The organism is Microbacterium abyssi, assembly GCF_015277895.1.
GTDB lineage: Bacteria > Actinomycetota > Actinomycetes > Actinomycetales > Microbacteriaceae > Microbacterium > Microbacterium abyssi.
The window spans coordinates 1103002-1128901 of sequence record NZ_CP063815.1 but is presented as its reverse complement, the minus strand read 5'-3'; the positions used below and the strand labels follow the sequence as shown (position 1 = coordinate 1128901).

Here is a 25900-nt window from a genome sequence, read left to right as displayed (position 1 = left end):
CCACCGTCGGCACCTCCTCAGCCGCGGGGGCGGCGGAAACGGAGGGTGACGAGCTGGAACGGACGCAGGGTCAGAGACACATGCTCGCCTGACGCAGACATGACCGTCGCGGCATCCACCTCGCGTTCAAGCAGGTCTGTCTCGATCACGTCGTCGAACGCGAATGAGGTCGACACCGTCGCGGCGGCCCGACCTCCGTGCGCCTCGTAGAGTCGCACGATCACATCACCGCCGCGATCCTCCGCGAGCTTGACGGCTTCGACCACCACGGCATCCGACGACACCGTCACGAGAGGCTCCACCGGGCCCGCGCCGACCATCTCACGCACGGGCAGGTTCAGTCGGTACCCCTCGCGCACGGCATCCGCGACCGACGAATCGGGACGGATGCTGACCCGGAACGTGTGCTCGCCCTGATCAGCCTCGGGGTCCGGGTACAGGGGCGCCCGCAACAGCGACAGGCGCACGTTCGTGATCGTCCCGCCGCAATCTCGGGTCCCGCGCGTGATGTCATGTCCGTAAGTGGAGTCGTTCGCGATCGCGACGCCGAACCCGGTCTCGCCCACGTGCACCCACCGGTGTGCGACCGTCTCGAAGCGCGCCATGTCCCACGACGTGTTGGCATGCGTCGGGCGCTGCACGTGGCCGAACTGGATCTCCGAGCTCGCACGATCCGCGTGCACGTCGAGCGGGAACGCGAGTTTCAGCAGCTTCTGCCGCTCGTGCCAGTCCACGGCCGTCTCGATCTCGAGGGCCCGTGAGCCCGCCCCGAGCGTCAAGGTCTGCGTGATCCGCGTTGCCCCCCGGCTGCGGACCACGCAGACGACTGCGGCGGTGGGATGAGGGACGTGGTCGATGGATTCCACATCGGTCAGGTCGACGACATGACGACGATAGTGCTCATCGATGTCCCACGCGTCCCACCGCGTCGGCGTATCGCGATGCAGTTGCAGGAGGTTCCCCTCCAGCCCGGGTGCGATCGCTTCGCGCCCTGTTGCGCGAACGACGAGAGAGCTCACCAGGCCTGCCTCGTCGAGCTGCACCGACAGGTGCTCGTTGGTCAGTTCGAACCCGCGCCGCGTGCGGATCACGGCGGCGGGAGCCTCCGACGCCGGTGTGACGACGGAGACGCCCATCGCGGCCGTCCCGCATTGACCGTACGGCCCCGCGTTCGCGGCAAGCGCGCTCGTACCGTCACCGACGAGTTCTCCGAGTGCGCGGGTCGTGAGCTGCTCGACCGCGGCGAGAACCTCGTCGTACCGACGCTCAGCCTCTCGGTGCACCCAGCCGATCGAGCTGCCAGGCAGGATGTCGTGGAACTGCTGCAGCAGCACCGTCTCCCATAGCGTTTCGAGCTCGTCGTAGGGGTATGCGGCCCCGCGCAGCGCCGCCGCTGTCGCCCACAACTCGGCCTCGCGCAGAGCGTGCTCGCTGCGGCGGTTGCCGCGCTTGGTGCGCGCCTGCGACGTGTACGTTCCGCGGTGGAACTCGAGGTACATCTCCCCCGACCACACCGGCGGACGATCGTATTCCGCCTCGGCGGCCTCGAAGAACTGCGCGGGGCTCGACAGCGTCACAGTCGGCGAGCCCTCCAGCGAGCGCAGTCGCTGCGCTGCGGCTACCATCTCGCGGTTCGGGCCGCCCCCGCCGTCGCCGTGTCCGAACGGCACGAGAGAGGTGTTCGCGGCGCCCTTCTCGGCGTACCGCTGCTCGGCATGAGCGAGCTCCGCGCCACTCAGTCGCGCACTGTAGGTGTCCACGGGCGGGAAGTGCGTGAAGATCCGCGTCCCGTCGATTCCCTCCCACAGGAACGTGTGGTGCGGCATCCGATTCGTCTCGTTCCACGACATCTTCTGCGTCAGCATCCAGCGCGACCCGGCGGCGCGCGCGATCTGCGGCAGCGCCGCGGAGTAGCCGAAGGAGTCGGGCAGCCAGACATCCAGCGGCTCGATGCCGAACTCCGTCATGAAGAAGCGCTTGCCCCGGACGAACTGTCGCGCCAGCGCCTCACCGCCCGGCATGTTCGTGTCGGATTCGACCCACATCCCGCCGGCGGGGATGAACCGGCCCGATGCCACGGCCTCCCGCACCCGCGAGAACAGCTCCGGCTGGTACTTCTTGAGCCAGGCGTACTGCTGGGCGGACGACGCGGCGAACACGAAGTCCGTCTCCTGTTGCAGCGACAGCACGTTCGAGAACGTCCGCGCGACCTTGCGCTGCGTCTCGCGCACCGGCCACAGCCAGGCCGAATCGATGTGGGCGTGACCGACCGCGTGCACGCGGTGCGCCGAGCCGGATGCCGGGCTCGCGAGCACCTCGGCGAGTTCGGTCCGCGCGTCCGACGCCGTGCCGGCGACGTCGTCAGGATCGGTTGCGTCGACCATGCGCTCGAGGGCTCGCAGGATCTCGGCGCGTCGCGGCGCGGTCTGAGGCAGCTCCATCATGAGCTCGAACAGCACGACCGCATCCTGCAGCAGTTCCCAGACCTCGACGTCCCTGACGGCGATGTCGGCCTGCCGGAACTCGTACAGCGGCTCGTCGCCCGCGGTGTCGAGCGCCCCGAGCGGCGTGGGCCGGAAGTCGCGGAATCCGTCGGCGACATCGGGATTCGCCGCGGCTTCCAGGTAGAGCTCGAACTCCTCGCCCGGCTCTCCTTCGAGCGGCACATGCGCGTTGCGCGGCTCGACTGCCTTGACGATCGAACCATCACGGCGGTAGACGGTGCCCTCGGCCTGAAATCCCGGCTCGGAGGCGTTGAATCCGAGGTCGAACAGCAGTTCGGCACCGGGCGCGTCCGGTACCGTTCCCCGCAGCTTCAGCCATGTCGTCCCCCACGGCCTCCCCCATCTCGTCCCCACGACGAAACGCTCGTAGACCTGACCCACAGCTTCGGTGAACGGTACCGGCTCCCCCGGCACTTCCCAACTCGCCAGAGCAGCTGGCGTGAGGTCCCGGTGCACATTCGGTCGCAACCGCTCGGTGATGAAGCGTCGAACTCGGGCTTCAGTGAGTGCGGCTGTGTCGTGCATGCGCCATGGGACTCCAACGTCGGGTTGCAGATAGTCAATCGATTGGATTTACCCTTGTCAAGACCTCTCGTCCTCAGGAGTCGAGGAAGAGAGCGGATGCTCGTGGCGAGAGCACCTCGTCGAGCACGACGCATCCCGCACCGATCGCGCCGACGTCGTCGCCGACGACGGTCCCGACGACCGGCAGGTCGCGCACGGCGCGCGTGGCACTCTGCCGATCGAGCAGCCGAGGCAGCAGCGCGAGGTGGCGTGCGCAGACTCGCGACCAGAACGGCCCGCCAAGGACCACCCGGTCGACGTCGAGCATGTTGGTGAGCACGGAGATCAGAACGGAAAGGTGCGCCGCCGACTCATCGAGCACCCCGCGTGCGGCGTGGTCGCCGTCGTTCGCGAGATCGCACAGGGCGCTGTATCGCTCATCGACGGCTTCGGGGTCGCTGCCGACCCTGTCATCGGCGAACACCCCCACCCGTTCGGCGTGCTCCACGATCGCCTGAGGAGTGCACACGACTTCGACGCAGCCGCGCTTCCCGCATCCGCATTCGGGTCCGTCCGGGTCGATGATGATGTGCCCCACCTCGCCGACGTTGCGCGAAGCCCCGCGCACGACCTCGCCATCGAGCACGAGCGCCGCGCCGATGCCGATTCCGAGATAGACGAACAGGAACGATCCGTCCGGCGGCACGTCGCCCGTCCACAGTTCTGCTGCGGCGGCCGCCGTGGTGTCCTTCTCGAGCGTCACGCGGAACCCGGTAGCCTCGGCGAGCGCATCACGAAGGGGCACGCGGTGCCAGGAATGGAGCTTCGGCGGATCGATCACGGTGCCGCGCTCGGCGTCGAGCGGACCCGGCGTCGCAACGCCGATGCCGGTGATGAGGTCGCGGGACACACCGGAGCGGTCGATGAGCGTGTCGATCGTCTCCGCCATCGCGCTGATGATGCGACGCGCGTCGGTGGCCGGCGTGCGGCGGGTACGGCGGCCCACGACTGTGCCCGCGAGATCGAGCAGCACGAACGTCATGACCGCGGGGTCGAGGTGCACACCGATCGACAGTCGGCTGCCCGCGTTCAGTCGCAGCGTGGTGCGGGGCTTCCCGGGGCCCTGGATCGTCCGGCCGGCCTCTTCCACGATGCCGTCGTCGAGGAGCCGACGGGTGATGTTCGTCACGGTCTGCGCGGACAGGCCTGTGGCGTCGACGAGCTCTGTCCTGCTCAGGCCTTCGCCTGAGCGGCGGATCGTCTCGAGGATGACGGACTGGTTGAAGTCCCCCATCTTCGGAAGGTTGGTACCCCGGCGACGCAGATCCACGGCTCCATCATGGCGCATTCACGCGAATCCGTGTCCCCCGAAATACCTACAGACAAACCTCCTGAGGCTCGGTCAGACTGTAGTCGACGCTTCGCGTTCGATCGGTCTCTCTGCCCCAGGGTAGGCAGACGGTGATCGATCTCCGGCGGTGGGTTTTCGGGTAACTTCACCGCATCCGGCGAGGGGCGGGCGGCTTCGCCGCCCCTCGCCCTCTCTCACTTCGCGGCATCCGCCTCGCGCGGGATCACGTGCCACAGCCCCACGGCGTCCTCATCAGAGGAATCTCCTGCGCCCGTCCGCCCGACCACGGTGACGGCGGCATGCGCGTCCCTGGGCGAGCGTATGATGATCCGCTCCGCATCCGCGTTCGTGAGGACGTCGGCCAGCTCGTCCCGGATCTGATCCCGGCGATCCTCGTCGAGTTCGTCCAGGCCGCCCTCGTCGAACACCGTGACGGCGCTGCCGCGCAGCCGTACCTCACGGATCGCATCGCGTACCGCGTCGTTGAGCAGGCTGGCACCCCGAAGCTCATCGCGCAACCGGCCCTCGGCCATGCGCGCGTCGTGCCGCTCCTCGTCCGTGAGCCGGCCGTGCGCGGCCACCGTCCTGGCGAGCACCGGGCCGGCCGATGCGAGGGCGTACTGCACCCGCAGCCGACGTTCCCGCTGACGTACGAGCTGGATCGCGTGCCAGGAGGACACTGCGCGCTGGATGTCGGCGAGGTGCTCGGTGTCGTGCACCGCACGGTCCCAGAACAGCACGAGGAGCTGCGCGACCACCGCCCACATGATCGACCCGACCAAGCCGAGCTCCAAGGCGACGAACAGGCCCAGGTACACCGATGACGAGACTGCGAGAGCGGCGAGCACCAGCCAGCCGGCCAAGGGGCGTCGGCGGACGATGCACACCACTGCCAGCACTCCGATCCCGCCGATGTACGAGGTCGCGAAGGGCGCGGTCCGATGCAGCGGCAGCAGGGAGGCGTTGACCATGATCGGGATGGCGATGCTCGCGGCGACGGCGACGACGCCCCACCAGACCGGCATCCGCACGCCGTCCGGCGTCTCGACCAGAACCGTCGTGACGACGATCGCCAGGTAGAGCAGGATCGATGCCACCATCAGCAGCGGCGCGACCGGCTGCACCGTCCACCAGACGGCGCGGGCCGCGAAGTAGATGGCGAAGCCCACGGCGAGCGCTGTGGCCACGCCGCGCACGGAGCGGTTCACGTGCGCTCCCATCCGAGCACGATCCGCGTGCCCGTCGAATCCGAGTCGACCGTCGCGCTGCCTGCGACAGCCGCCATCCTGGCCAGGATCGAGGCGCGGATGCCGAGCCGGTCCTCGCCGATCGACGCCATGTCGAAGCCGGGGCCGGTGTCGATCACGGTGACGGTGACGCTGTCATCCCCGTCGCCCTCCGCGACGATGTGCAGCCCTCTGCCCTGCGCATGGGCGATCGCGTTGCCGATCGCCTGCCGAGCCGCGAGCACGATGGCCCGCGCGGCCTTACCGGGAACGAGGCCGGCGGAGCCCCGCTCCTCGACGATCGCGTCGGCGCCGAGTTCGGACAGCGCCCTGCGAAGCTCGGCGACGATGAGCGCGGTGCCGACCGGGTCGTCGCTGCCCTCCTGGGCGACCGCGGCCTCGGTGTTCGCCAGCCGGGTGAGCGCCTCCCTGGCCATCGCGACGGCGAGATCCCTCGCCCGGTCGGAGTCGGCGCGCTCCGCGGCCAGCAGCGCGGCCAGCACGCTGTCGTGCATGAGTGCGGCCATCGCGACCCGCTCCTCTTCGGCCGCCGCGGCTGCCGCCGCCGAGGCGTAGGAGGCGACGGCCTTCCCGCGGGCCTCGTCGACCCCGGCGGCGACGGAGCGGAACATCCAGCCGAGCGCGATGATGACGAGCCCCAGGATGATGGTGAACGACACGTCGAACGCCGTGGTCGTCCAGAACGTGGCGGTGAACTCCCCCTCGACGAGGCGCACGTAGCCGTAGACCAACGGCACCCCGAGCGCCCAGACCAGCTGCGCCCAGATCGGGAACGCCAGCAGCGCCGCGACGACGCCGACGTTGACCAGGAAGAAGATCCACGGCTGGCTCTCCTTGGCACCGTCGGACTCGAGCACGAACGGCCACATTGCGAGAGCGACCACGTAGACGATCGCGAAGGCACCGCCGGCCACACGCACACCGCGTCCGATGGCGCACGCGACCAGCATCCCCACCAGCGGCACGTAGACGGCCACCAGCAGCATGATCTGCACGCCGGAGGTGCGCTCGGTCATGCCCCCGATCGCGGAGATGAGCGCCTGAGCGCCCAGGATCGCGGAGCCGATCGCCACGACGGTGGCGAGGATGCGCTCCATCCGCTTTCCGGTGAATCGTTCGAACGCGGTGTCCGCGGTACCCGGTGATGGGATCCGCCCCCACGCCTCGCGCAGCGCGGCGTCAGCCGACACTCGTCGCCCCGTCGGGGGAGACGATGCCGTCTTCCATGGCCCGGCGGAGCAGGTCGACCTTCGTGGGCGCCGGGCGGCCCACCTCGACGTACTTCACCCGTACGCGCGTGATGTTCTCCTTGGCCGTGGAGTACGCGACGCCGAGCCGCTCTGCGACGGCCTTCAGCGGGAGGCCCGCCGCATACAGGCGCAGCACGTCGCGCTCCCGCACCGACAGCTGCGCGTCGGCGAACTCCCTGTCGCCTTCGACGGCGCTGGCCCATTCCACGTTGTTGAGGGCGTCGCCGCGCGCGACGGTGCGGATCGCGTCGACCACATCGTCGAGGGCGGAGGACTTGCTCACCACTCCGGCTGCGCCGGCCGCGAGGGCCTCACGCACCGCGGCGGGACGGTCGGCGACGCTGTGTATGACCACACTCGCGCCGTCGGCGACGAGAGCTGTCACGTTCTCGGTGACGGTCGTCCCATCGCCCAGGGTCAGATCGAGCACCACCACATCGGCGGGCCTCGATCCTGGCGTCGCCCGCCAGTCGAGGTAGGAGCCGACCGTGCTGCCCGAGAAGACGACGGTCCCCTCGCCGGCGCGCTCGCACGCGAGTTCCAGTCCCAGCCGGACGGACTCGTGATCGTCGATGAACGCGACAGTGCTCATGTGCTCAGCCTATCGATCTGCTGAGGATTCAACGGGTCAGCAGCGCGACGGCCTCGATGTGGTGCGAGTGCGGGAACAGGTCGAACGCCTGGAGCGAGCCCACTTCCCAGCCGAGACCGCGGAATGTTGCGAGGTCTCGCGCCAGGGCCACGGGGTCGCAGGCCACGTAGACGACGGCATCCGGTTGGAGGGCATGGACACCTTCGACCACCGCGCGCCCGGCGCCCGCGCGCGGTGGGTCGAGAACGACGGCACCGGCCCGCGCTCCGTCCGGGAGCCCCGCGAGGTAGCGGTCGACCCGCGCCGTCACTGCGGTCGCGTCGAGGTCGGCGAGGTTCTCCTGCGCGTGAGCGGTAGCAGCCCGGCTGGACTCGACCGTGACGATGTCGGTGGCGCCCGCCGCGGCGAGCGAGGATGCCAGCAGCCCGACGCCGCCGTAGAGGTCGAGATGCGTGGCCTCCGGGTCGACCCGGCCGGCGAGCGCCGCGCGCACGGCCGCGTCCAGAGTGGATGCCGCGTGCGGATGCACCTGCCAGAAGCCGTCGGCGTCCACCCGGAACGAGCGCTCGCCCACCCGCTCGGAGATCACCCGCGCGGCGGGGCGCTTGCCGCGCTCCGGACGCCGCAGCACGTGCACCTCGCCGTCCGCCGACTCGACCAGATCGATGCGCCCCTGCTTGGCGTTCCGCAGCGACAGCGCCTCGGCGGCGACGCGTGGTCGCGCGAGCGGCAGCGACCGGACCGGGATCACTCGGTGGCTGCGGGCAGCGTAGGGCCCGACGACGCCCTCGGCGTCGACGTGCAGCGAGACGCGCGTGCGCCACCCGGTGCCGTCGGAGTCGTCGACGGCGGCCACTTCCGGAGCTTCCAGACCGCCGCCGGCGAACTTGTCGAGCGCCTCGTCGAGCACCTGGCGCTTCAGGACGCGCTGGTGGTCGAGGTCGATGTGACCGAGGTCGGCACCGCCGGCCCGCTCGTCCGGGTCCAGGGAGACGTCCGCCTCCGGCCACACGTGCGGGCGGCGGTGCGGGGAGGCATCCAGCACCTCGACGGTCTCGGCGCGCCAGAACGATGCCTTCGCGTCGTCCGTGATGCGCGCGCGCACGCGCTCGCCGGGGATGGCGTCCGAGACGAACACCACTCGGCCCTCGTGGCGAGCGATGAACGTGCCGCCGTGCGCGATGCCGGTGATATCGAGGTCGAGCAGTGCGGATGCGGAAGAGGCCATCCTTCGAGGATACGGTTCGCGCGACGATACGGTGGAGTCATGCAGGTCTGTCTCGCCTCCACTTCGCCTGCCCGCCTGATGCTGCTGCGACAGGCGGGCATCGAACCGCTCACGCGCGCCCCCGAGACCGACGAGGATGCCGTGACCGCCCAGGCTGCCACCGAACGCGGCGGCGATCTTCCACCGGACGAGCTCGTGCTGCTGCTCGCCCGTGCCAAGGCCGCCGATGTCGCGGTCCGGGTCGCGGCCGATGAACCGGCATTCGACGGCATCGTGATCGGCGGCGACTCGATGTTCGCCCTCGGTGGCCGCGTCTACGGCAAGCCGTACACAGCTGAGGAGGCGACCAGGCGCTGGCGCGACATGCGCGGTGCGACCGGCATCCTGCATTCCGGCCACTCCGTCTTCCGGCTGCAGCCCGGGCACGAGCCGCGCGAGGCGACCGCCGTCGCCGAAGCGTCCGTGACCTTCGCGGATGACATCACCGACGAGGAGATCGCCGCGTACGTCGCCAGCGGCGAACCGCTTCACGTCGCCGGCGCGTTCACCGTCGACAGCCTCGGCGGCGCGTTCATCACGCGAGTCGACGGCGACCCCTCCACGGTCGTAGGCATGTCGCTGTCGACCATCCGTCGCCTGGCACGGCAGCTCGACGTGCCGTGGACGGATCTGTGGTCGTAGACATTCCGCGACGTTTTCGAGGATTTCTTGTGGAGAGTGCTCAAAAGGATCGCGTCCGATCTCGCTAGGCTGGCACTCATGCCCATCGAGAAGGTGCTCATCGCCAACCGCGGAGAGATCGCCGTACGCATCATCCGTGCCGCTCGCGATTCCGGGATCTCCTCGGTCGCCGTCTACGCAGACCAGGACCGCGACGCGCTGCACACGAGGCTCGCGGACGAGGCATACGCTCTCGGCGGCGAGACGAGCGCGACCACCTACCTGCAGATCGAGAAGATCCTCTCGATCGCCCGTCGCTCCGGTGCCGACGCCGTGCACCCCGGCTACGGCTTCCTCGCCGAGAACGCCGATTTCGCCCGTGCCGTGATCGCCGCCGGCATCACCTGGATCGGCCCGTCACCCGACGCCATCGAGTCACTCGGCGACAAGGTCACCGCCCGCCACGTCGCCGAGAAGGTCGGCGCGCCGCTCGCCCCCGGCACTCCGGGCCCTGTCGAGACAGCCGACGAGGTCATCGCGTTCGCGAAGGAGCACGGCCTGCCGATCGCGATCAAGGCCGCGTACGGCGGCGGCGGACGAGGCCTGAAGGTCGCCCGCGAGCTCGACGAGGTCGCGGAGCAGTTCGAGTCGGCCACCCGTGAGGCCGTCGCCGCCTTCGGCCGCGGTGAGTGCTTCGTCGAGAAGTATCTCGACAAGCCGCGTCACGTCGAGACCCAGTGTCTGGCGGATGCCGAAGGCAACGTCGTCGTCATCTCGACGCGCGACTGCTCGCTGCAGCGCCGCCACCAGAAGCTCGTCGAAGAGGCGCCGGCGCCGTTCCTCACCGAGGAGCAGAACCGCCAGCTGTACGCGGCGTCCAAGGCGATCCTCAAGGAGGTCGGCTACGTGGGCGCCGGCACCTGCGAGTTCCTCATCGGCGCCGACGGCACCGTGTCGTTCCTCGAGGTCAACACCCGCCTGCAGGTCGAGCATCCGGTCTCCGAGGAGATCACCGGCATCGACCTGGTGCGCGAGCAGTTCCGCATCGCCGCGGGCGGCACCATCGACTACGACGACCCGACCCCGAGCGGTCACTCGTTCGAGTTCCGCATCAACGGCGAGGACCCGGGTCGCGGTTTCCTCCCCCAGCCCGGCCCCATCCACGTCTTCAAGACCTTCGGCGGTCCCGGCATCCGACTCGATTCGGGCGTCACCGCCGGCGACTCGGTCTCCGGCGCCTTCGACTCGCTGCTGGCGAAGATCATCGTCACGGGCAAGAGCCGCGAGGAGGCGCTGGAGCGCGCCCGCCGCGCTCTCGACGAGTTCGAGGTCGCCGGGCTCCCGACCGTCCTGCCGTTCCACCGCAAGGTCGTTCGGGATGCCGCGTTCACCGCCGAGAGCGGCGAGTTCGGCGTCTACACCCGCTGGATCGAGACCGAGTTCGACAACGACATCCCGGCCTGGGACGGCGAACTGGAGTCGCCCACCGCCGCCGAGAGCCGGCACACGGTCGTCGTCGAGGTCGCAGGCAAGCGCCTCGAGGTGAGCCTGCCCGATCGCGTGACGGTCGCCGCCGGCACAGCCGGCCGCCCCGCCGCCGTCCCGCCGTCGCGCCGCAGCCACGCCACCACAGCCTCGGCCGGAGCCTCCGGCGACGCCGTGAAGTCGCCGATGCAGGCCACCGTCGTCAAGATCGCCGTCGAGGAGGGCCAGCAGGTCGTCAAGGGCGACCTCGTGGTGGTGCTCGAGGCGATGAAGATGGAGCAGCCGATGCAGGCGCACAAGGACGGCGTCATCGGCAACATCAACGCGGATGCCGGGAGCACTGTCGCGGCCGGTCACCAGCTGCTGACCATCAGCTGACCCGCCCGCTGCTCACCCGCGTCGGGTGAGCAGCGCAGCCCGGCACGGTCACGTCGCCCATACGGTGTCGCACGACACCACTGTTCTGCGGGCGGGCGGGCATCATGAGCGAAGCTGACGAACTGCGACGTCGAGTCGCCGATCTCGAGCAGGAGAACGAGCGGCTGCGCATGGGCGCTCCGGTCGAGCCCGTTTCAGGTCGCGGCCGGGCACGCACGGCTCTCGCCGTCGTTCTGATCGCCGTCGGGCTGCTGCTGGCGCCGGTCGCGGCACTCGGCACCTGGGCACGGCTTCAGCTCGTGGACACCGATCAGTTCGTCTCGACGTTCGCGCCGCTGGCGGAGAGTCCAGAGGTGCAGGCCTTCGTCGCCGACGAGGTCACGACCGCGATCACCACCCAGATCGACGTGCCGCAGCTCGTCGGCGAGGTGTTCGACGGGGTGCGCGAACTCGGCCTTCCACCGCGGGCGGATGCCGCGCTCGGGCTGCTGGAGGGTCCCGCCGCGCAGGGCGTGCAGACGCTGATCGGCGATGTCGTCGACCAGATCGTCGACTCACCTGCGTTCGCCGAGATATGGGAGCGATCCCTTCGACGGACTCACGAACGCGCGGTCGCGCTCATCCAGGGCGACCCGAATGCGGCGCTGCAGCTCGCCGAGGACGGCACCCTCTCTCTGCAGCTGGGCGTCCTGGCCGTCAGGGTCAAGGAGGAGCTGTCCGACCGGGGCATCGCGATCGCCGATCTGATCCCGGAGATCGACAGAGAGATCCCGATCCTGCAGGCGGACGCGCTCGTACTCGTGCGCACCGTGTACACGACGGCGGTCGCGGCCGGGTACTGGCTGCCCTGGGTCGTTCTTCTCCTGCTCGTCGCGGGGGTGAGCGTCGCGCGACGCCCCGTGCATGCGCTGGCGTGGACCGCCGCGCTGTTCGCACTGCTGTTCGCGCTGTTCGCCGCCGGCATCGGAATCGGGCAGTCGTTCTTCATCGGCGCCGTCAGCCCCGCCGTCATGCCGGCCGCCGCGGCGGCGGCGCTGTTCGCGCAACTCACCGTCCTTCTGCAGTCGACGGCCGTCGCCCTTGCCGTACTCGGCGCGCTCATCGCCATCGGATCGTGGCTGGCCGGTTCGACACGCCCCGCGCGTGCGCTGCGGGATGCCGCCAGACAGGGAGCAGACGCCACCAGAGCCGCCGGCGAGCGTCGAGGTCTCACCACCGGCCGCTTCGGCGAGCTCGTCGAACGATGGCGATCCGCCATCCTCGCCGCGGTGGCGATCGGCGCCGCTCTGCTGATCTTCACGAATCGCCCGCCGACGCTGGGCGGCGTCATCGGCGTGATCATCGCCGCCGTCGTGGTGTTCCTGATCGTAGAGATCGTCCGTCGCCCGGCGCCGTCCCCGGTCGCCGAGGCCCCCGATGACCAGGGGTGAGGACCGTGCTGTGGGAGCTCGTCCCGATCGCTCTCGGGGTGATCGCGAGTCCACTCGCCGTCATGGCCCTCCTCGGGGTGCTCCTCTCGAAGGACTCCCGTCGCACCGGCCTGGCATACCTCACGGGGTGGACGATCGCAGTCATCGTGTCGTTCCTGTTCTGGTACGTGATCTTCGTGGTGTCGGCGGTCGGCGAGCCCAGGGAACCGGCACTGTGGGTGCGGCTCCTGCATCTGCTCCTCGCGATCGGTCTCGGCACCGGTGCGGTGCTGACCTATCGTCGGGCGAGGACTGTGCTCACGCGGATCGCCGCCGCACGCACGCCGGACGAGATCGCCGCCGCGACGCCGCAGCTGCCCGGCATCCTGCGATCCGCCACCCAGTTCACGCCGACGCGTGCGCTCGTCGTCGGGGGCGGGATCTTCCTGCTCAACCCGCTGAACATCTCGCTGGTCATCGCCGCGGCGCTCGAGATCGCACTTTCCTCGCTGCCTTCGGTGCAGAGAGTCTGGCTGATCGCGGGGTTCATCGTGGCGGCTGCCGCGCCGGTCGCCGTGCCGGTCTCCGTCGTACTGATCCGGGGCGAGAAGGCGGACCCCCTGCTGGATCGTCTGAGGGCTTGGGTCGTGCGCAACAACGGCATGCTCAGTGCCGGGTTGCTTCTCGTCGTCGCCGTCCTCCAGCTCGGGAAGGCACTCGACGGCGTGCTCGGGACGATGTGAGAGGAAGGGCCTGTCCATGACCGACCAGCAAGCGGCTCCGGCAAATCTGCAGTCGCAGGAATCCCTCTCGCTCGGGCTCGCGGTCGTCGCATTCATCATCGGCGCCCTCGTCGCGCTCCCGGTGTTCCAGCTGCAGCGGGTGCCCATCTCCGGCGACGGCTCGATCGGCCAGTACGCGGCGATCGCCGGTGCGGTCGTGGCTGTCCTCGCCTTCATCGCCGGACGGTACGTCGTCCGCGACCGCGGCGCGCGGATCGGCGTGCTCGACGTGATCGACGTCGGTGCCCTCTGCCTCGCGCACGCGATCATCGCCCTGCTGTCCTGGACGCTGCTCGCGGTGATCCTGGAGCGAGGATTCCTCGGCGCCGAGGTGTACCCGCTGTCGACGGTCCTCCTCGCAGGTGCGGCCTGCGCGGTCACGGCCTACGTGAGCTTCCTCTCCGCAACCCGGATGGGCCTGTCGCTGCTCGCCCTCGTGCTGGCTGCCTTCCTCATCCAAGGGGTCCTCGCCAGCACGCTGACCGCTAGCGACCCGAACTGGTGGAAAGAGAACCTGAGTGCGCTGGGCATGACCGACGACCTGTCGGCGTTCGCGTTCAACCTGACCCTCATCGTCGCGGGCGTGCTCGTCACGGCCCTCGCCAGAGCCGCGACCCGCGGCATCCCGAACCCCAACCCTCGCGGCACCGGCCGGGTCCGCATCTGCCTCATCATCGTCGGGATCTTCCTGGGCCTGGTCGGCGTCTTCCCCGTCGACAGGTTCTTCGCGATCCACAACACGGTCGCGTCCGGGATGGCGGTGACGTTCGCGATCATGGTCGTCATGCTCCATCGATGGATGCCGACGATGCCGCGGGCCTTCGTGATGCTCGGGTGGTTGTTCGTCGGCGTGATCGTCGTGCTGGCGGTGTTCTTCGCCACCGGCTTCTACACGCTCACCGCGGTCGAGCTGGTCGCCGGGATCCTCGTGTTCACCTGGATCATCCTGTTCATCCGCAATGCGGCAGCGCTCGAGGCGGATGCCACGACCTGAAAAGGTCGAATCGAAGTCACCCGCTGTGGATGAGTGCCTGCTGAGAGGCCCGCTCGCGCCTTGCAAGACTGCACGAACGAGACCGCGTCGCACACTGGAACACATCCGGCGGCTCACGGCGCGTGCACGAAGCGGGGGCTGAGCTTCATGGCGTCACGAACACGAACTCGTCGGAGAGGACTGCGGGCGCTGTGGGCGGCGACGGCGGCGATCGCGCTCGGGATGACAAGCGCGATCACCGTCGGGATACCCGTCGCCTACGCCGCCGACGGCGACCTCATACCGGAGAAGACCGCCAGCGTGACGGAGGTCGCACCGAACCAGCCCTTCAGCTACACGATCGGCGTCTCATGCACCTCGATCACGACGGGCTGCGTGAACGCCACGCTCACCGATACCGTGCCCGATGCGTTCGAGATCCTGGATGCGACCATCGGCACCGGGCTGGAGGGTGACCTCACCGTCACCGGGCAGACCGTCGATGTCGCGTTCACGATGCCGATCGCCAACGGCGGTCAGGGCGTGCCGGGCGGGACGAGCGGAAGCGTGACGATCGAGGTGCGCTTACGTCCGGACACTCCCTACGAGGCGAACGGCATCCCGATCAGGAACACCGCCACCACCGACGGCGACACCCAGACCAGCGGACCGCTGCCATCCTTCGCCGACGTCACCCCCGTCATCCCGCTGTCGCTGGCCACCACTGCCTCGAAGACGATCGATCCCGCCAGCGCCGTCGCCGCGCCCGGTCAGCTCGTCACCGCGACGGTGACCGCCCAGAACGAGTCCAATGCCCTTGCCGAGACGATGACGATCGTCGATCCGATCGATCCCACCGCTTCCGGCAACCCCTTCGAGACGCTGCCGTTCACCGGCCTGGGTGCGGTCACCTACCCCGCCGGCGCAGATCAGGCGCAGGCCGAGGTTTGGGACGGCTCCGCCTGGGTGCCCGGCCCCGTCGTCGATGCGACGGAACCGCCGACAACACCGGGCTCGGTCGACGACGCCGATGTGCTCGGCGTGCGGATCACGTTCACCGACACCGACGACAGCGGCATCGCCGCCGACGCCTCTGCATCCGCCGAGATCGGCATGGAGCATCCCGATGACGTCGGCACGATCACCGACGACGTGACCGTGAACAACACCACGCGCAGCTCGGTAGCTCGCGATGGCACGACCGCGAGCGGCGACGCATCGGCGACGCATCAGATCATCGCCGAGGACATCGAGATCACAACTCAGAAGTCCTTCGACCCGTCGTCGGTCGCGGCCGGCGACACCAGCACGGCAACGATCATCTCAGGGAATGCGAGCGAGTTCCCCCTCACGTCCCTCACGATCACCGAACCCGCGATGACCGGAACCGACCCGAGCGTCGACGGCTTCGACCAGAGCATGCAGTTCGCCGGGTTCGCCGGGCCGATCGCCTATCCCGAAGGCGCGACGGGCGCCACCATCACTTATTACTATGCGGACGGAACGGACGAGGGTCCGCTCTCGTTCGCGGATGGTGCCACTCCGCCGGCCCCGACAGGCGGCCCTGTCCGATTCCAGATCGAATTCACCGGGCAGATCGCGCCGGACACGCAGGTCGTCGTCCCGTTCGACGTGCAGACCGACCCGGATCAGGCCGGATACCCCGCGACCATCACCAACACCGCCACGACGACCGGCACAAGCACCGGCGGCGCCGAGATGTCGCAGGACGGCAGCGCCGACCTGCTCGTGTACGAAGCGCACATCGAGACCACCACCAGCAAGTCGATCTACCCGGGCGCGATCCTCGACCGGCCGGGCGAGTGGGAGCTCGTGACGCTGAACGGCACGATCGATCCGTTCCCGCAAACGACGACGGATACCGACATGCTGGTCGTGCAGGACCCCGCCGTGGTCCCCTACCCGGTTGACGCCACGTTCTGGGACACCTTCGACGCCGTGGCCATCACGGAGACCGCCGTCCCCGCCGATTCGACCCTCACGATCAACTATTGGGACGGCTCCACCTGGGTGCCACTGCTCGACGAGAACGGCGACGCTGTGGTCGTCGCAGGCCCGACGGTGTTCAGCATGGACATCCCGGCCGCCGAGCAGGAGGAGATCCTGGGGCTGCAGTTCGTCTACGAGGCAGACGAGGGCTCATCGTTCGCGGCCGGGACGACTGTTGAGCCGCACTTCACCGCGGAGGTCCGTGACACCGAGCGAGATCCGGCGACGACGACCACGGCGCCGGTCGACATCGAGAACTGCGCCGTGACATCGGCCTCGACCGCGGATACCCAGTCCGCGACGGACGGCGATGCGATCGGATGCGCGAATTCGCACCTCGACCCGTACGACCCCGACGGCGACGGGCCCGATGTCGTCGACAAGTCGATCACCCCGAACATCGTGACCTCGAGGTCGGCAGCCGATGTGCGCGCGCAGCTGAACTGGTCGACCGGCGGCCTCAGCGGCGTCGAGCAGGTGACGGTGCAAGATGAGGCGGAACCCGGATCGATCGCTGACGTCGACCAGTCGTACTACGACGCATTCGACCTGGTCGGCGTCGACGCGATCACGACGGACATGGATCCGCATCTGCGATTCGATGCGATCACCGCCATCGAGATCTGGGACGGTGAGCAATGGCGCGAGATCGCCAACAACCCGTGCCCCGAGGCCTGCGTCGGCGGATTCTCCGGGATCACGTTCGTCGATGAGGATCGCGAGGACGCCCTCGGCGTGCGCCTGGTCTTCGAGGAGAGCGAGGACCGAGCGGATGCCGCGTCCGGCGACCCGACCGCACCGCCGGTCGGCAGCGGAGTGGCGCGCTCGAGCGGCAACGACCGCGAACTCGACCTGCACTTCCAGCTGCGCGACACCAGGCGATCGGACGGTGCCCCGGCGATCGGAGCGCTCGACTACAACATCACAGAGGACCCGGATGACCCTGCCGTCGGCACCGTGGGGAACACGGCCGCCGTCACCGGCACCACCGACGGCGAGCAGCTCATCCGAGAGGAGGACGACGCGACGATCGGCATCGTCGATGTGCCTCTCAACGTCGACACGAACAAGACGTGGTCGAACAGTCCCTTCGGCGTCCCGCCCGACGGCACACCGACGTCGGACTTCCCGACCGGACGCGTGACCCTGGATGCCACGAACCGCACGGCGACCCGGGTCGACACCCTCTCGATCGCCGACCCGGCACCGGACAGCCCGCAGAACCCGTTCTCGTACTTCGACCTCGACGACATCCGCGACATCGTGGTTCCGACGGGCGCCGTGACCGACGAGACCACCGTGGTCCTGAGCCGCGACTCCGACGGCGACGGGATCGCCGATCCGGCCAGCGCGACGGAGCACACGATCGCCGAAGCTGAGGCATTGGATGCCGCAGGCATGACCGATGTCGTCGGCATCGTCGTGACCTTCAGCGGACGCATCGACCCGGACGCCGCCAGCGCTGTGGTCATGGACCTGCGCATGCGCGAGTTCGTGCGCGGCACCTCGGCCGATCGGGTGGACGTCGACGACAGTCCGGTCACGAACGTCTCGGAGGCCACCGTCGCGGATGCCGGCGGAGGGACGGCCGGCAACACGCCGACCGACCAGGCTTCGGCGCAAGTGGAGTTCGCCGAGCTGTCCCTCGACGTGGCGACGCAGAAGTCCTTCGCCCCCGACACGCAGACGGAACCGGACGATGCCCCCGTCGTGATGACGCTCACCGGTCAGCCGACAGGTTCCGCGCGCACCCAGGGCATGCGCATCGACGACGAGGACACCTCCTTCTGGAACGCCTTCGACTACGTCGGCATCGACCCCTCGTTCACACTCACCTCACCTATCAACAGAGTGCAGATGGATGTGCTCACCGGCGCGACGTTCACCCCCCTCGGCGACGGAATCCTGAGGACGGGCGGCGACTGGATCGAGGGGGAATTCCTGACGCAGGCCGATTTCCTGACGAATCCGCTGCCGACCGGAGTCGATCCCGCCGAGGTGCAGGCGATCCGCTTCACCTTCGCCCAGCTGAACGATGTCGGCGAACCCCAGCAATGGGAGAACCCGATCGACCCGGTGCAGAACGTGCCGGTGCTCGTGCAGCGCCGAGCGGATCTCCGCACAGGCGGCGAGGTGCCGAGCGACCGGTCTGATCTCGAGCCTGCACCGGGCGAGACCGCACAGGGCGAGTTCACCAACGACATCACCACCACGGTGTGCGCGAACCTTCAGGCCGCCTGCGCACCGGGAGAGGTCGGAGTCGTCTCGGCGACGGCGACCGACACGATCCGCTACGTGCATGCCACGACGGCTGTGGACATCGTCAAGACGCCGACGGAGGGCAGCCAGTACGCGCCCGCCACGCCCATCCCATACCTCATCTCCGTCACCAACACCGGGCAATGGCCCATCGAGAACCCCGTGATCGTCGATGCGCCCACGGCCGACGGACAGCTGATCCTCGACCCCGACGCCGGACCGGAGGGCCCGTACACCTACACCTCGACCACCGCGTCGATGCCGACAGAGACCGATTTGGTCGACGTCGACGAGTCCGGCGGGGACTTCACCTTCACGTTCCCCGACGGCAGCGTGCTCGAACCCGGGGAGACCTACACGATCGGCATCGACCTCGTCATCGCACCGGGCGTCGAAGGCGGCACCGAGATCGAGAACACCGCATCGGTGAGCGGCGACCGCCCGTTCGACGATTGCAACGGCGCCGCGGGGCCCGTCGACGACTGCGCGACGGACACGTTCATCACCGTACTGGCAGCGGGCGCGGTGCGCTCCGGCAAACTGGTGCGGCCGATCGACCAGGAGCTCGGCTCCTTCGACAGCAACACCGGCGAGGACTGCGCTCCGGTGGATCTGTCCGCCTACGATCCCGCTGACGAGGGTTTCTTCGCAACCCCGTGCGTGCCGATCGCGAAGCCCGGCGGAGACGTGGAATGGCGGTTCGCGATCGTCAACACCGGCAACATCCCGATGGACCGGATCGTCCTCGCCGACCTGCTGCCGACCCCGGGTGACACCGGCGTGCTCAGCGGACTGGACAGGGAGAGCGAGTGGACTCCGCTGTTCAACGGCGGCGTGGAGCTCGTGCAGGCGCCTGCAGGTACCGACTGGAGCTATCAGGTCACGACCGGCGATGTGTGCGCGGATGATCTTCCCCAGACGCTCTCGCCGGCATGCGCGGATGGCGACTGGGTCGATCCAGGCTCCGCGGCCGCATCCGATGTCACCGGCATCCAGGTGACGATCGACATGCCCACCCCGCTCGAGCCGGGCGGCGTCATCCTGGTCGATTACGACACGATCGCCGCGCCCTATGCGCCGGGCACGGGACCTGCGACGCTGACCGAGCATCCGATCGCCTGGAACACCGTTGCGGCGGGCGCGCACCTGACGGCGGCGCAGGCGAGCGGGACGCCGGACATGCCGCCCACCGAGGGCGCGCGTGTCGGCGCCGCGCTCGCCACCGGCTCGCTCATGGTCGAGAAGACCGTGAGCGGCGACGGCGCCGAATACGCACCGACGACGTTCGACGTCCAGCTCGTGTGCGTCTCGGCCGCCGGCACGCCGGTGGAGACCGAACTGCCGCCGATCGATCTGACGCTCAGCGACGGCGAGCCGCAAGAGGTGGGCGGACTCCCATGGGGCGCCTCCTGCGAGCTCGCCGAGGGCGACAACGGCCAGACGAGCTCGACCGGCACCGGCGGCGTGATTGTGGATCCCGACCAGCCCGACTCCCCCGCCATCCAGACCGCGACGCTCGACAACGTTTACGAGCTCGCCGGTCTCGAGATCACCAAGACCGTGTCCTCGGATGCCGTGGATGCCGATGGCGAGCCGATCGGCTACGGCCCGTTCGAGGTCACCGTCACGTGCACCTTCCTCGGCGAGGCGGTCTATGCGACCGGGTTCAGTGCCGACACCCCCATGGTCTTCGAGATCGCAGACGGCGAGACCGTGACTCTCGACGGGCTTCCGGCCGGGGCAGAATGCAGCGTCGCAGAGTCCGACACGGCAGGCGCGATCAGCGTCACCACAACCGGTTCCAACGCCAACGGCGACGTCGTTCCCGGCAGCGCCGACGGGATCGACATCGTCCTGACACCGGACGACGCCGGCCACACCAACGACGCGACAGTCGACAACGCGTTCGGCGTCGGATCGATCAGCATCCTCAAGGTCATCGACCCCGCCGATTCACCGTTCGCGCAAGGACCGTTCGTCGCACAAGCCGAGTGCACGCTGGACGGCGACTCGACCTGGTCGGGCGACCTCGTCTTCGCCGCATCCGAGGATGATCCGGCGACCCCGGATGACGACACCGATCTGGAGGCGACGATCGACGATATCGCCGCAGGGTCGGAGTGCATCATCACCGAGACCGAGGACGGCTTCGCGACGAGCAGCACGGTATCCCCCGGAACCGTGACGGTTCCGCTCGACGACGTCGTGACCGTCACGATCACGAACGTGTTCGCGGAGGGCGCGGTCACCGTCACCAAACTCTTCGAGGGAGACACCCGCTGGGCGGACTCCAGCTACGACGTGACCATCCGGTGCGTCGACCGGACAAGCGAGGACCTCATCGTCACGATCCCCGGTGGCGCGACGCGCGCGCTGACCGAGGAGAACTCGTGGACGACGACGTATGATCCGCTCCCCTCCGGCGCGCTGTGCGCCATCGAGGAGACGGATGCCGGGAACGCGGCATCGTCTCAGATCCTCGATGAGAACGGAGACCCGGTCGGCATCTGGCAGGTCGGGACCGACGACGCACGCGCATTCACCGTCGTGAACTCGTTCGAAGTCGGCAGCATCGAGGTGACGAAGGCCACCTCCGGCGCCGGTGCCGACCTGTGGGGGACGTCGCCGTTCTCGGTGCACCTCGAGTGCACCGCAGCGATCGACGGAGTCGCCACAGTGATCGACATCCCCGGCGGGGCCGACCGTGTGCTCCAGGTGACGACGGACCCGGCCACGGCCACCACGACCTACGAGGCGCTGCCGCCGGGAGCAGAGTGTGTGGTGACCGAGACCGACTCGGGTGGAGCGAGCGACGTGGTCATGGACCCCGCCGACGGCGCCGTGACCGTCGGAGATGCCACCGAGCCGGTCACGGTCGCGATCGACAACGTGTTCGACGTCGGTGAGATCGTGGTCGAGAAGACCATCACCGGCGACGGCGAGCAGTGGGCGACCGGTGACTTCCAAGTCTCCCTCGTGTGCACCTGGAACGGTGCGGCGATCGACATTCCCGGCGGCGAGACCCGTACGCTCTCGCGGACGGCCGGCCTGTCGACGACGTACGAGGATCTGCCGGACGGTGCGCTGTGTCAGGTATCGGAGACCGACGCGGCGAACGCCTCGGAGACCACGCTCTCGCCCGACGACGGCGTGGTCACCGTCGAGCCGGGAGCCGCGGTGACCGTGGACGTCGAGAATCGGTTCGACACCGGTGCGATCGTCGTCGACAAGCAGGTCGCCGGCCCCGGGGCCGACCTCGGCAGCACGACCTTCCTGGTGCAGCTGACCTGCGATTGGACGCTTCAGGGCGAGACGATCCAGCTCGACGTGCCCGGCACCGCGATCCGCCGCCTCAGCGAGGGGAACGGCTTCACGACCATCTACGAGGGGTTGCCCGATGGCGCGGTGTGCACGCTCGTCGAACAGTACGACGGCGGAGCGGGGTCGACGACGCTCTCACCGGCCGACGGCGTCGTTACGGTGGAGGAGAACGCGAGCGTCAGCATCGACGTGATCAACACGTTCCAGGCGGGCAGCCTCGAGCTTCGCAAGGTGCTCGATGGATCGGGCGCGGAGTATTTCGGCGGGGGGCCCTTCACGCTGCACGTGACGTGCACGCTCGACGACGGCAGGCCGATACCGCGCACGGTGTACGACGAGGGCGTGATGCTCGGCGGCGATGATCCGCTGGACGCGACGATCGACGGCATCCCCACCGGCTCCGTGTGCGCCGTCGAGGAGACGGATGACGGTGTCGCGGACAGTCAGTCGATCGACGGCTCCCCTGCGACGATCGGCGATGGCGACGTCGTGACTGTGACAGCCACGAATACGTTCCTCACCGGCAGCCTTGTCGTGTCGAAGACCGTGACAGGCAGCGGAGCCTCCACCCGCGGCACCGGACCGTTCGAGGTGACGGTGCAGTGCATCGACCCGGCCAGCGGCCGCGAGCTCGTGGAGATCCCCGGCGGAGCCGTGCGAGTGCTGGACGAGGGCAACGACTATCGGACCGAGTACGAGATCCTCCCCGCCGGTGCCCTGTGCGGCATAGCCGAGACGGACGACGGCGGAGCGGATGAGAAGCGGCTTCTCGACGCATCGGGAGACGAGATCGGGCTGATCACGTTGGACAGCGGGAGCCGAGTCGGATTCTTCCTCGTGCGCGCCGATGTCGAACTGGACTTCGAGCTCGAGAACATCTTCCACGCCCTCCCCGCGACGGGAATGAACGGGACAGTGCTCTGGGTCGGCGGTCTGGTCGGGATCGCCTTGCTCTCCGTGGGCGGCCTGATCTTCGCGGTGGTCCGCAGAAGGTCGGGGCGAGCGTGAGGTCTCCGCGCAGACGGAAGGCGTCGGGTGAGCCGGACGCATCTTCGACGCGCCAGACGACAGGTTCCCGGCTGGTGCGGATGGTGCCGGCGCGCCCGCTGATCTCCGGGCTCACCGTGGCGATCGGGGTGATCATCGCGGTCGCGCTCGCGACGGCGGTCGCGTCGATCTCGGCGGTGCTGATCACGGTGTTCCTGGGTCTCTTCCTCGCGCTCGGCCTCGATCCAGCGGTCGAGGCACTCGAGCGCCGTGGCATCCGCAGAGGATGGGGCATCACGATCGTCGCGGTGTCCTTCCTGATCCTGGTCGTCGTGATAGCGCTCAGCATCGTTCCCGCGACCATTCGCCAGTTCGCACATCTCGTCACGGCGGCGCCGGAGGCGTTCGAGGCCATCCAGGCCAGCGACTGGTTCCGCCAGCTCGAGTCCGCGCTGGGCATCGACCTGGCTGCGGCCGTCGCCGAAGGCCTGCGCTCGGTCACCAATCTCTCGAACTTCCTCGCGGTGTCCGGGGGTGTGCTGCGCGCGGGGTTCGGAATCGTCGGCGCTATCTCCAGCGCCGTGATGGTCGTGGTGCTGACGCTTTACTTCGTGTCATCGCTGCCGATGATGAAGGCCGCGCTGACGAATATGCGGCCGGCGTATCAGCGCGGGCAGTTCTCGTCGCTTCTCGACCAGATCACGACGTCCGTCGGCAGAGTCGTCGCCGGCGGCATAACGCTGTCCTCGTTCAACGCCGTCGTGGTGTTCGTGCTCCAGCTCGCGATCGGATCCGTGATTCCCGTGCTCCTCGGGATCGTCGCGTTCTTCGTGACGCTCGTGCCGATGATCGGTTCGCTCGTCTTCCTCGTCATCGGAGGCGTGAGCGCCCTGTTCGTCAGCCCGTGGGCGGCCGGTGTCTTCCTGGTCGGGTATTTCATCTACATCCAGTTCGAGGCGTACTTCCTGACACCCCGCATCATGGGGCGAGCAGTGGCGCTCCCCGCAGTCCTCGTCATCACGGGGGCGATGATCGGCGCGGCCCTGATGGGCCTGCTGGGCGCGCTCGTCGCGATCCCGATCACCGCCTCGGTGCTGATCATCCTCCGCGAGGTCGTGATCCCGCGTCAGGATGCCAGGACGACAGCGCCGGACGAATGACCGATCGGCATCGCCCACTGCGGGTGACCAACGCAAGGGCCGACCGCATCGGCGATGCCAGCATGAACGCGACCGCCACACGGTGATCTCGACGGACGGGAGCGGACAAGTGCAGCGACCGCTGGCAGGATTGAACCGCTCGAACCTCGTGACCGAGCTGCTCGCAGGGATCACCCTGCTCGCCATCGCCATCCCGCTCAACATCGGATACGCGCAGATCGCAGGTCTTCCTGCGACGGCGGGCCTCTACGCGCTCGTGGTGCCGACCGTGATCTACGCGCTGGTGGTGTCGTCGCGTCAGGTCGTGGCATCTCCGGATGCCGCCGCCGCAGCGCTCGTCGCCTCCTCGATCGGAGGGCTGGCCGCGGCCGGCTCGGAGAGCTACGCGACGATGGCGCTCGCGCAAGCGATCATCTGCGGCGTGCTGTTCCTGCTGCTGGCGGTGTTCAAGCTCGGCTTCCTGGCGAACTTCCTGTCGAAGCCGATTCTCGTCGGGTTCGTCGGGGGCCTCGCCCTCGACATCCTGGTCTCGCAGATCGCCAAGATGCTCGGCGTGAAGATCGACTCCGGCGGTGAGTTCGTGGAGAAGGTCGCAGGCCTGGTCGGCGGCCTCGGCACCGCGAACGGCTGGTCGATCCTCATCTCTGTGGCTGGCGTGGTCATCCTCCTCGGAGGCCGACGGCTGATGGCCGCGGTGCCGTGGGCCCTCGTCGTGATGGTCGCCGCGACGGTCTTCGTCGTGGTGACGAGTCTGGACCAAGCCGGGGTAGCTGTGCTCGGCGAGGTCCCGGCGGGCCCGCCGACCCTCACCTGGCCGGTGCTGACCTGGATCCAGTGGCTGGCACTGGTACCGTCGGCGATCGCGCTGACGCTGGTCACCACCGCGGAGGGACTGCTGGTGTCACGCGCTTACGGCGAGAAGCGCGGCTACCCGACGAGCCCGAACCGTGATCTGTTCGCATTCGGCCTCGGGAACATCGCCGCAGGCGCCCAGGGCAGCTTCGCCGTCGGATCATCGACGAGCCGCACGGCGGCCATGGATCAGGCCGGCTCTCGCACCCAGTTCCCATCGCTCGTGCTCGCTGTGGGAACCCTTCTGCTGCTGCTGTTCGGCACCGGCCTGCTCGCAGAGATCCCGTCTCCGGCGATCGGTGCGATCGTCGCTGTGGCGATCCTTCCCCTGCTCGGCATCAAGGACTTCGCGCGACTGTGGCGGCAGGACAGGTTCGAGTTCGTGATCGGCGCCGTGTGCTTCCTCGTGACGCTGTTCATCGGCTCGATCCCCGGCATCCTCGTCGCGTTCGTGCTGTCGCTCATCAACATCGCCAAGCGGGCATCGGCGCCGGCTATCGACGTACTCAGCGCGGATGGTGACCCACAGGACTCACTGCTGGTCGATGCTCCGAAGGGCACGACGACCGCACCCGGCGTGGTCGTCGTGCGGATGTCGGCCCCGCTGTTCTTCGCCAACGGTGCCGTGTTCACCGAGGCCATCAAGACGGCTGTCACGGCGGCGGGTCCCGGGACGGTGCACACGGTCGTCATCGACATGGAGGCTGTCACGGACACCGATGTCACCGCCGCGGAATCGTTCGAGAGTCTTACCGAATGGCTCAGCGACAACGGCATCCGACTGGCTTTCAGCCGGATGCGCGCTGAGGCGCGCCCGCGTCTCGAGCGTCTCGGCATCCTCTCCGGGCAGCCGGTTTTCCCGACCAACCGCGCCGCCGTCCTCGAACTCTCCGACCGACCGAGCGATCCGGCTCCGTGATCGGAACGCACCCAGCGAATGCCATCGAA

The 25900-nt window shown here is 68.7% G+C and carries 14 protein-coding genes; 8 read left to right on the top strand and 6 right to left on the bottom strand.

All coding sequences use genetic code 11. The features are described from left to right. Nucleotides 1–17 precede the first annotated feature (17 nt). The 6 genes from IM776_RS05515 to IM776_RS05490 all read right to left on the bottom strand — a co-directional run bounded on the left by IM776_RS05515 (nt 18) and on the right by IM776_RS05490 (nt 8676). A complete protein-coding gene (locus IM776_RS05515; protein WP_194421999.1) occupies nt 18–3029 on the bottom strand; it encodes an alpha-mannosidase in 3012 nt (1003 codons plus the stop codon). A 73-nt stretch (nt 3030–3102) separates the two neighbouring features. Next, a complete protein-coding gene (locus tag IM776_RS05510) occupies nt 3103–4302 on the bottom strand; it encodes an ROK family transcriptional regulator (protein ID WP_194422522.1) in 1200 nt (399 codons plus the stop codon). Nucleotides 4303–4553: 251 nt separating this feature from the next. After that, nucleotides 4554–5567, bottom strand: a complete 1014-nt coding sequence (locus IM776_RS05505) for a hypothetical protein (RefSeq protein WP_228479935.1) — start codon at nt 5565–5567, stop codon at nt 4554–4556. Beyond that, entirely contained in the window at nt 5564–6796 is a 1233-nt protein-coding gene (locus tag IM776_RS05500) for a sensor histidine kinase (RefSeq protein ID WP_194421997.1), read from the bottom strand. The genes IM776_RS05505 and IM776_RS05500 overlap by 4 nt, the downstream gene beginning before the upstream one ends. Further along, a complete protein-coding gene (locus IM776_RS05495; protein ID WP_147037522.1) occupies nt 6786–7448 on the bottom strand; it encodes a response regulator in 663 nt (220 codons plus the stop codon). Before IM776_RS05495 ends, IM776_RS05500 begins: the two co-directional genes overlap by 11 nt. A 28-nt stretch (nt 7449–7476) precedes the next feature. After that, a complete protein-coding gene (locus tag IM776_RS05490) occupies nt 7477–8676 on the bottom strand; it encodes a class I SAM-dependent RNA methyltransferase (protein WP_194421996.1) in 1200 nt (399 codons plus the stop codon). A gap of 39 nt (nt 8677–8715) precedes the next feature. Here IM776_RS05490 and IM776_RS05485 point away from each other — a divergent pair, with 39 nt between their 5' ends. From IM776_RS05485 to IM776_RS05450, 8 genes are all read left to right on the top strand, one after another. After that, nucleotides 8716–9357 carry a Maf family protein gene (locus IM776_RS05485; protein ID WP_194421995.1) on the top strand — a complete coding sequence of 214 codons (642 nt, stop codon included), beginning with the start codon at nt 8716–8718 and terminating at the stop codon, nt 9355–9357. A gap of 78 nt (nt 9358–9435) precedes the next feature. Then, nucleotides 9436–11199: an acetyl/propionyl/methylcrotonyl-CoA carboxylase subunit alpha gene (locus IM776_RS05480; RefSeq protein WP_194421994.1), complete on the top strand. Its 1764-nt coding sequence runs from the start codon at nt 9436–9438 to the stop codon at nt 11197–11199. 104 nt (nt 11200–11303) lie between these two features. Then, nucleotides 11304–12629: a hypothetical protein gene (locus IM776_RS05475; protein WP_194421993.1), complete on the top strand. Its 1326-nt coding sequence runs from the start codon at nt 11304–11306 to the stop codon at nt 12627–12629. Next, nucleotides 12626–13351: a GAP family protein gene (locus IM776_RS05470; protein WP_194421992.1), complete on the top strand. Its 726-nt coding sequence runs from the start codon at nt 12626–12628 to the stop codon at nt 13349–13351. Before IM776_RS05475 ends, IM776_RS05470 begins: the two co-directional genes overlap by 4 nt. Before the next feature lie 16 nt (nt 13352–13367). Then, nucleotides 13368–14384, top strand: coding sequence for a DUF998 domain-containing protein (locus IM776_RS05465; RefSeq protein WP_194421991.1), 1017 nt, complete (start codon nt 13368–13370; stop codon nt 14382–14384). 147 nt (nt 14385–14531) lie between these two features. Further along, nucleotides 14532–22961 (top strand): DUF5979 domain-containing protein, encoded by an 8430-nt coding sequence (locus tag IM776_RS05460; protein WP_194421990.1) that lies wholly within the window; start codon nt 14532–14534, stop codon nt 22959–22961. Between the two features lie 80 nt (nt 22962–23041). Then, nucleotides 23042–24100: an AI-2E family transporter gene (locus tag IM776_RS05455; protein ID WP_194421989.1), complete on the top strand. Its 1059-nt coding sequence runs from the start codon at nt 23042–23044 to the stop codon at nt 24098–24100. Between the two features lie 82 nt (nt 24101–24182). Then, nucleotides 24183–25871, top strand: coding sequence for a SulP family inorganic anion transporter (locus tag IM776_RS05450; protein WP_228479933.1), 1689 nt, complete (start codon nt 24183–24185; stop codon nt 25869–25871). Nucleotides 25872–25900: the final 29 nt, after the last annotated feature.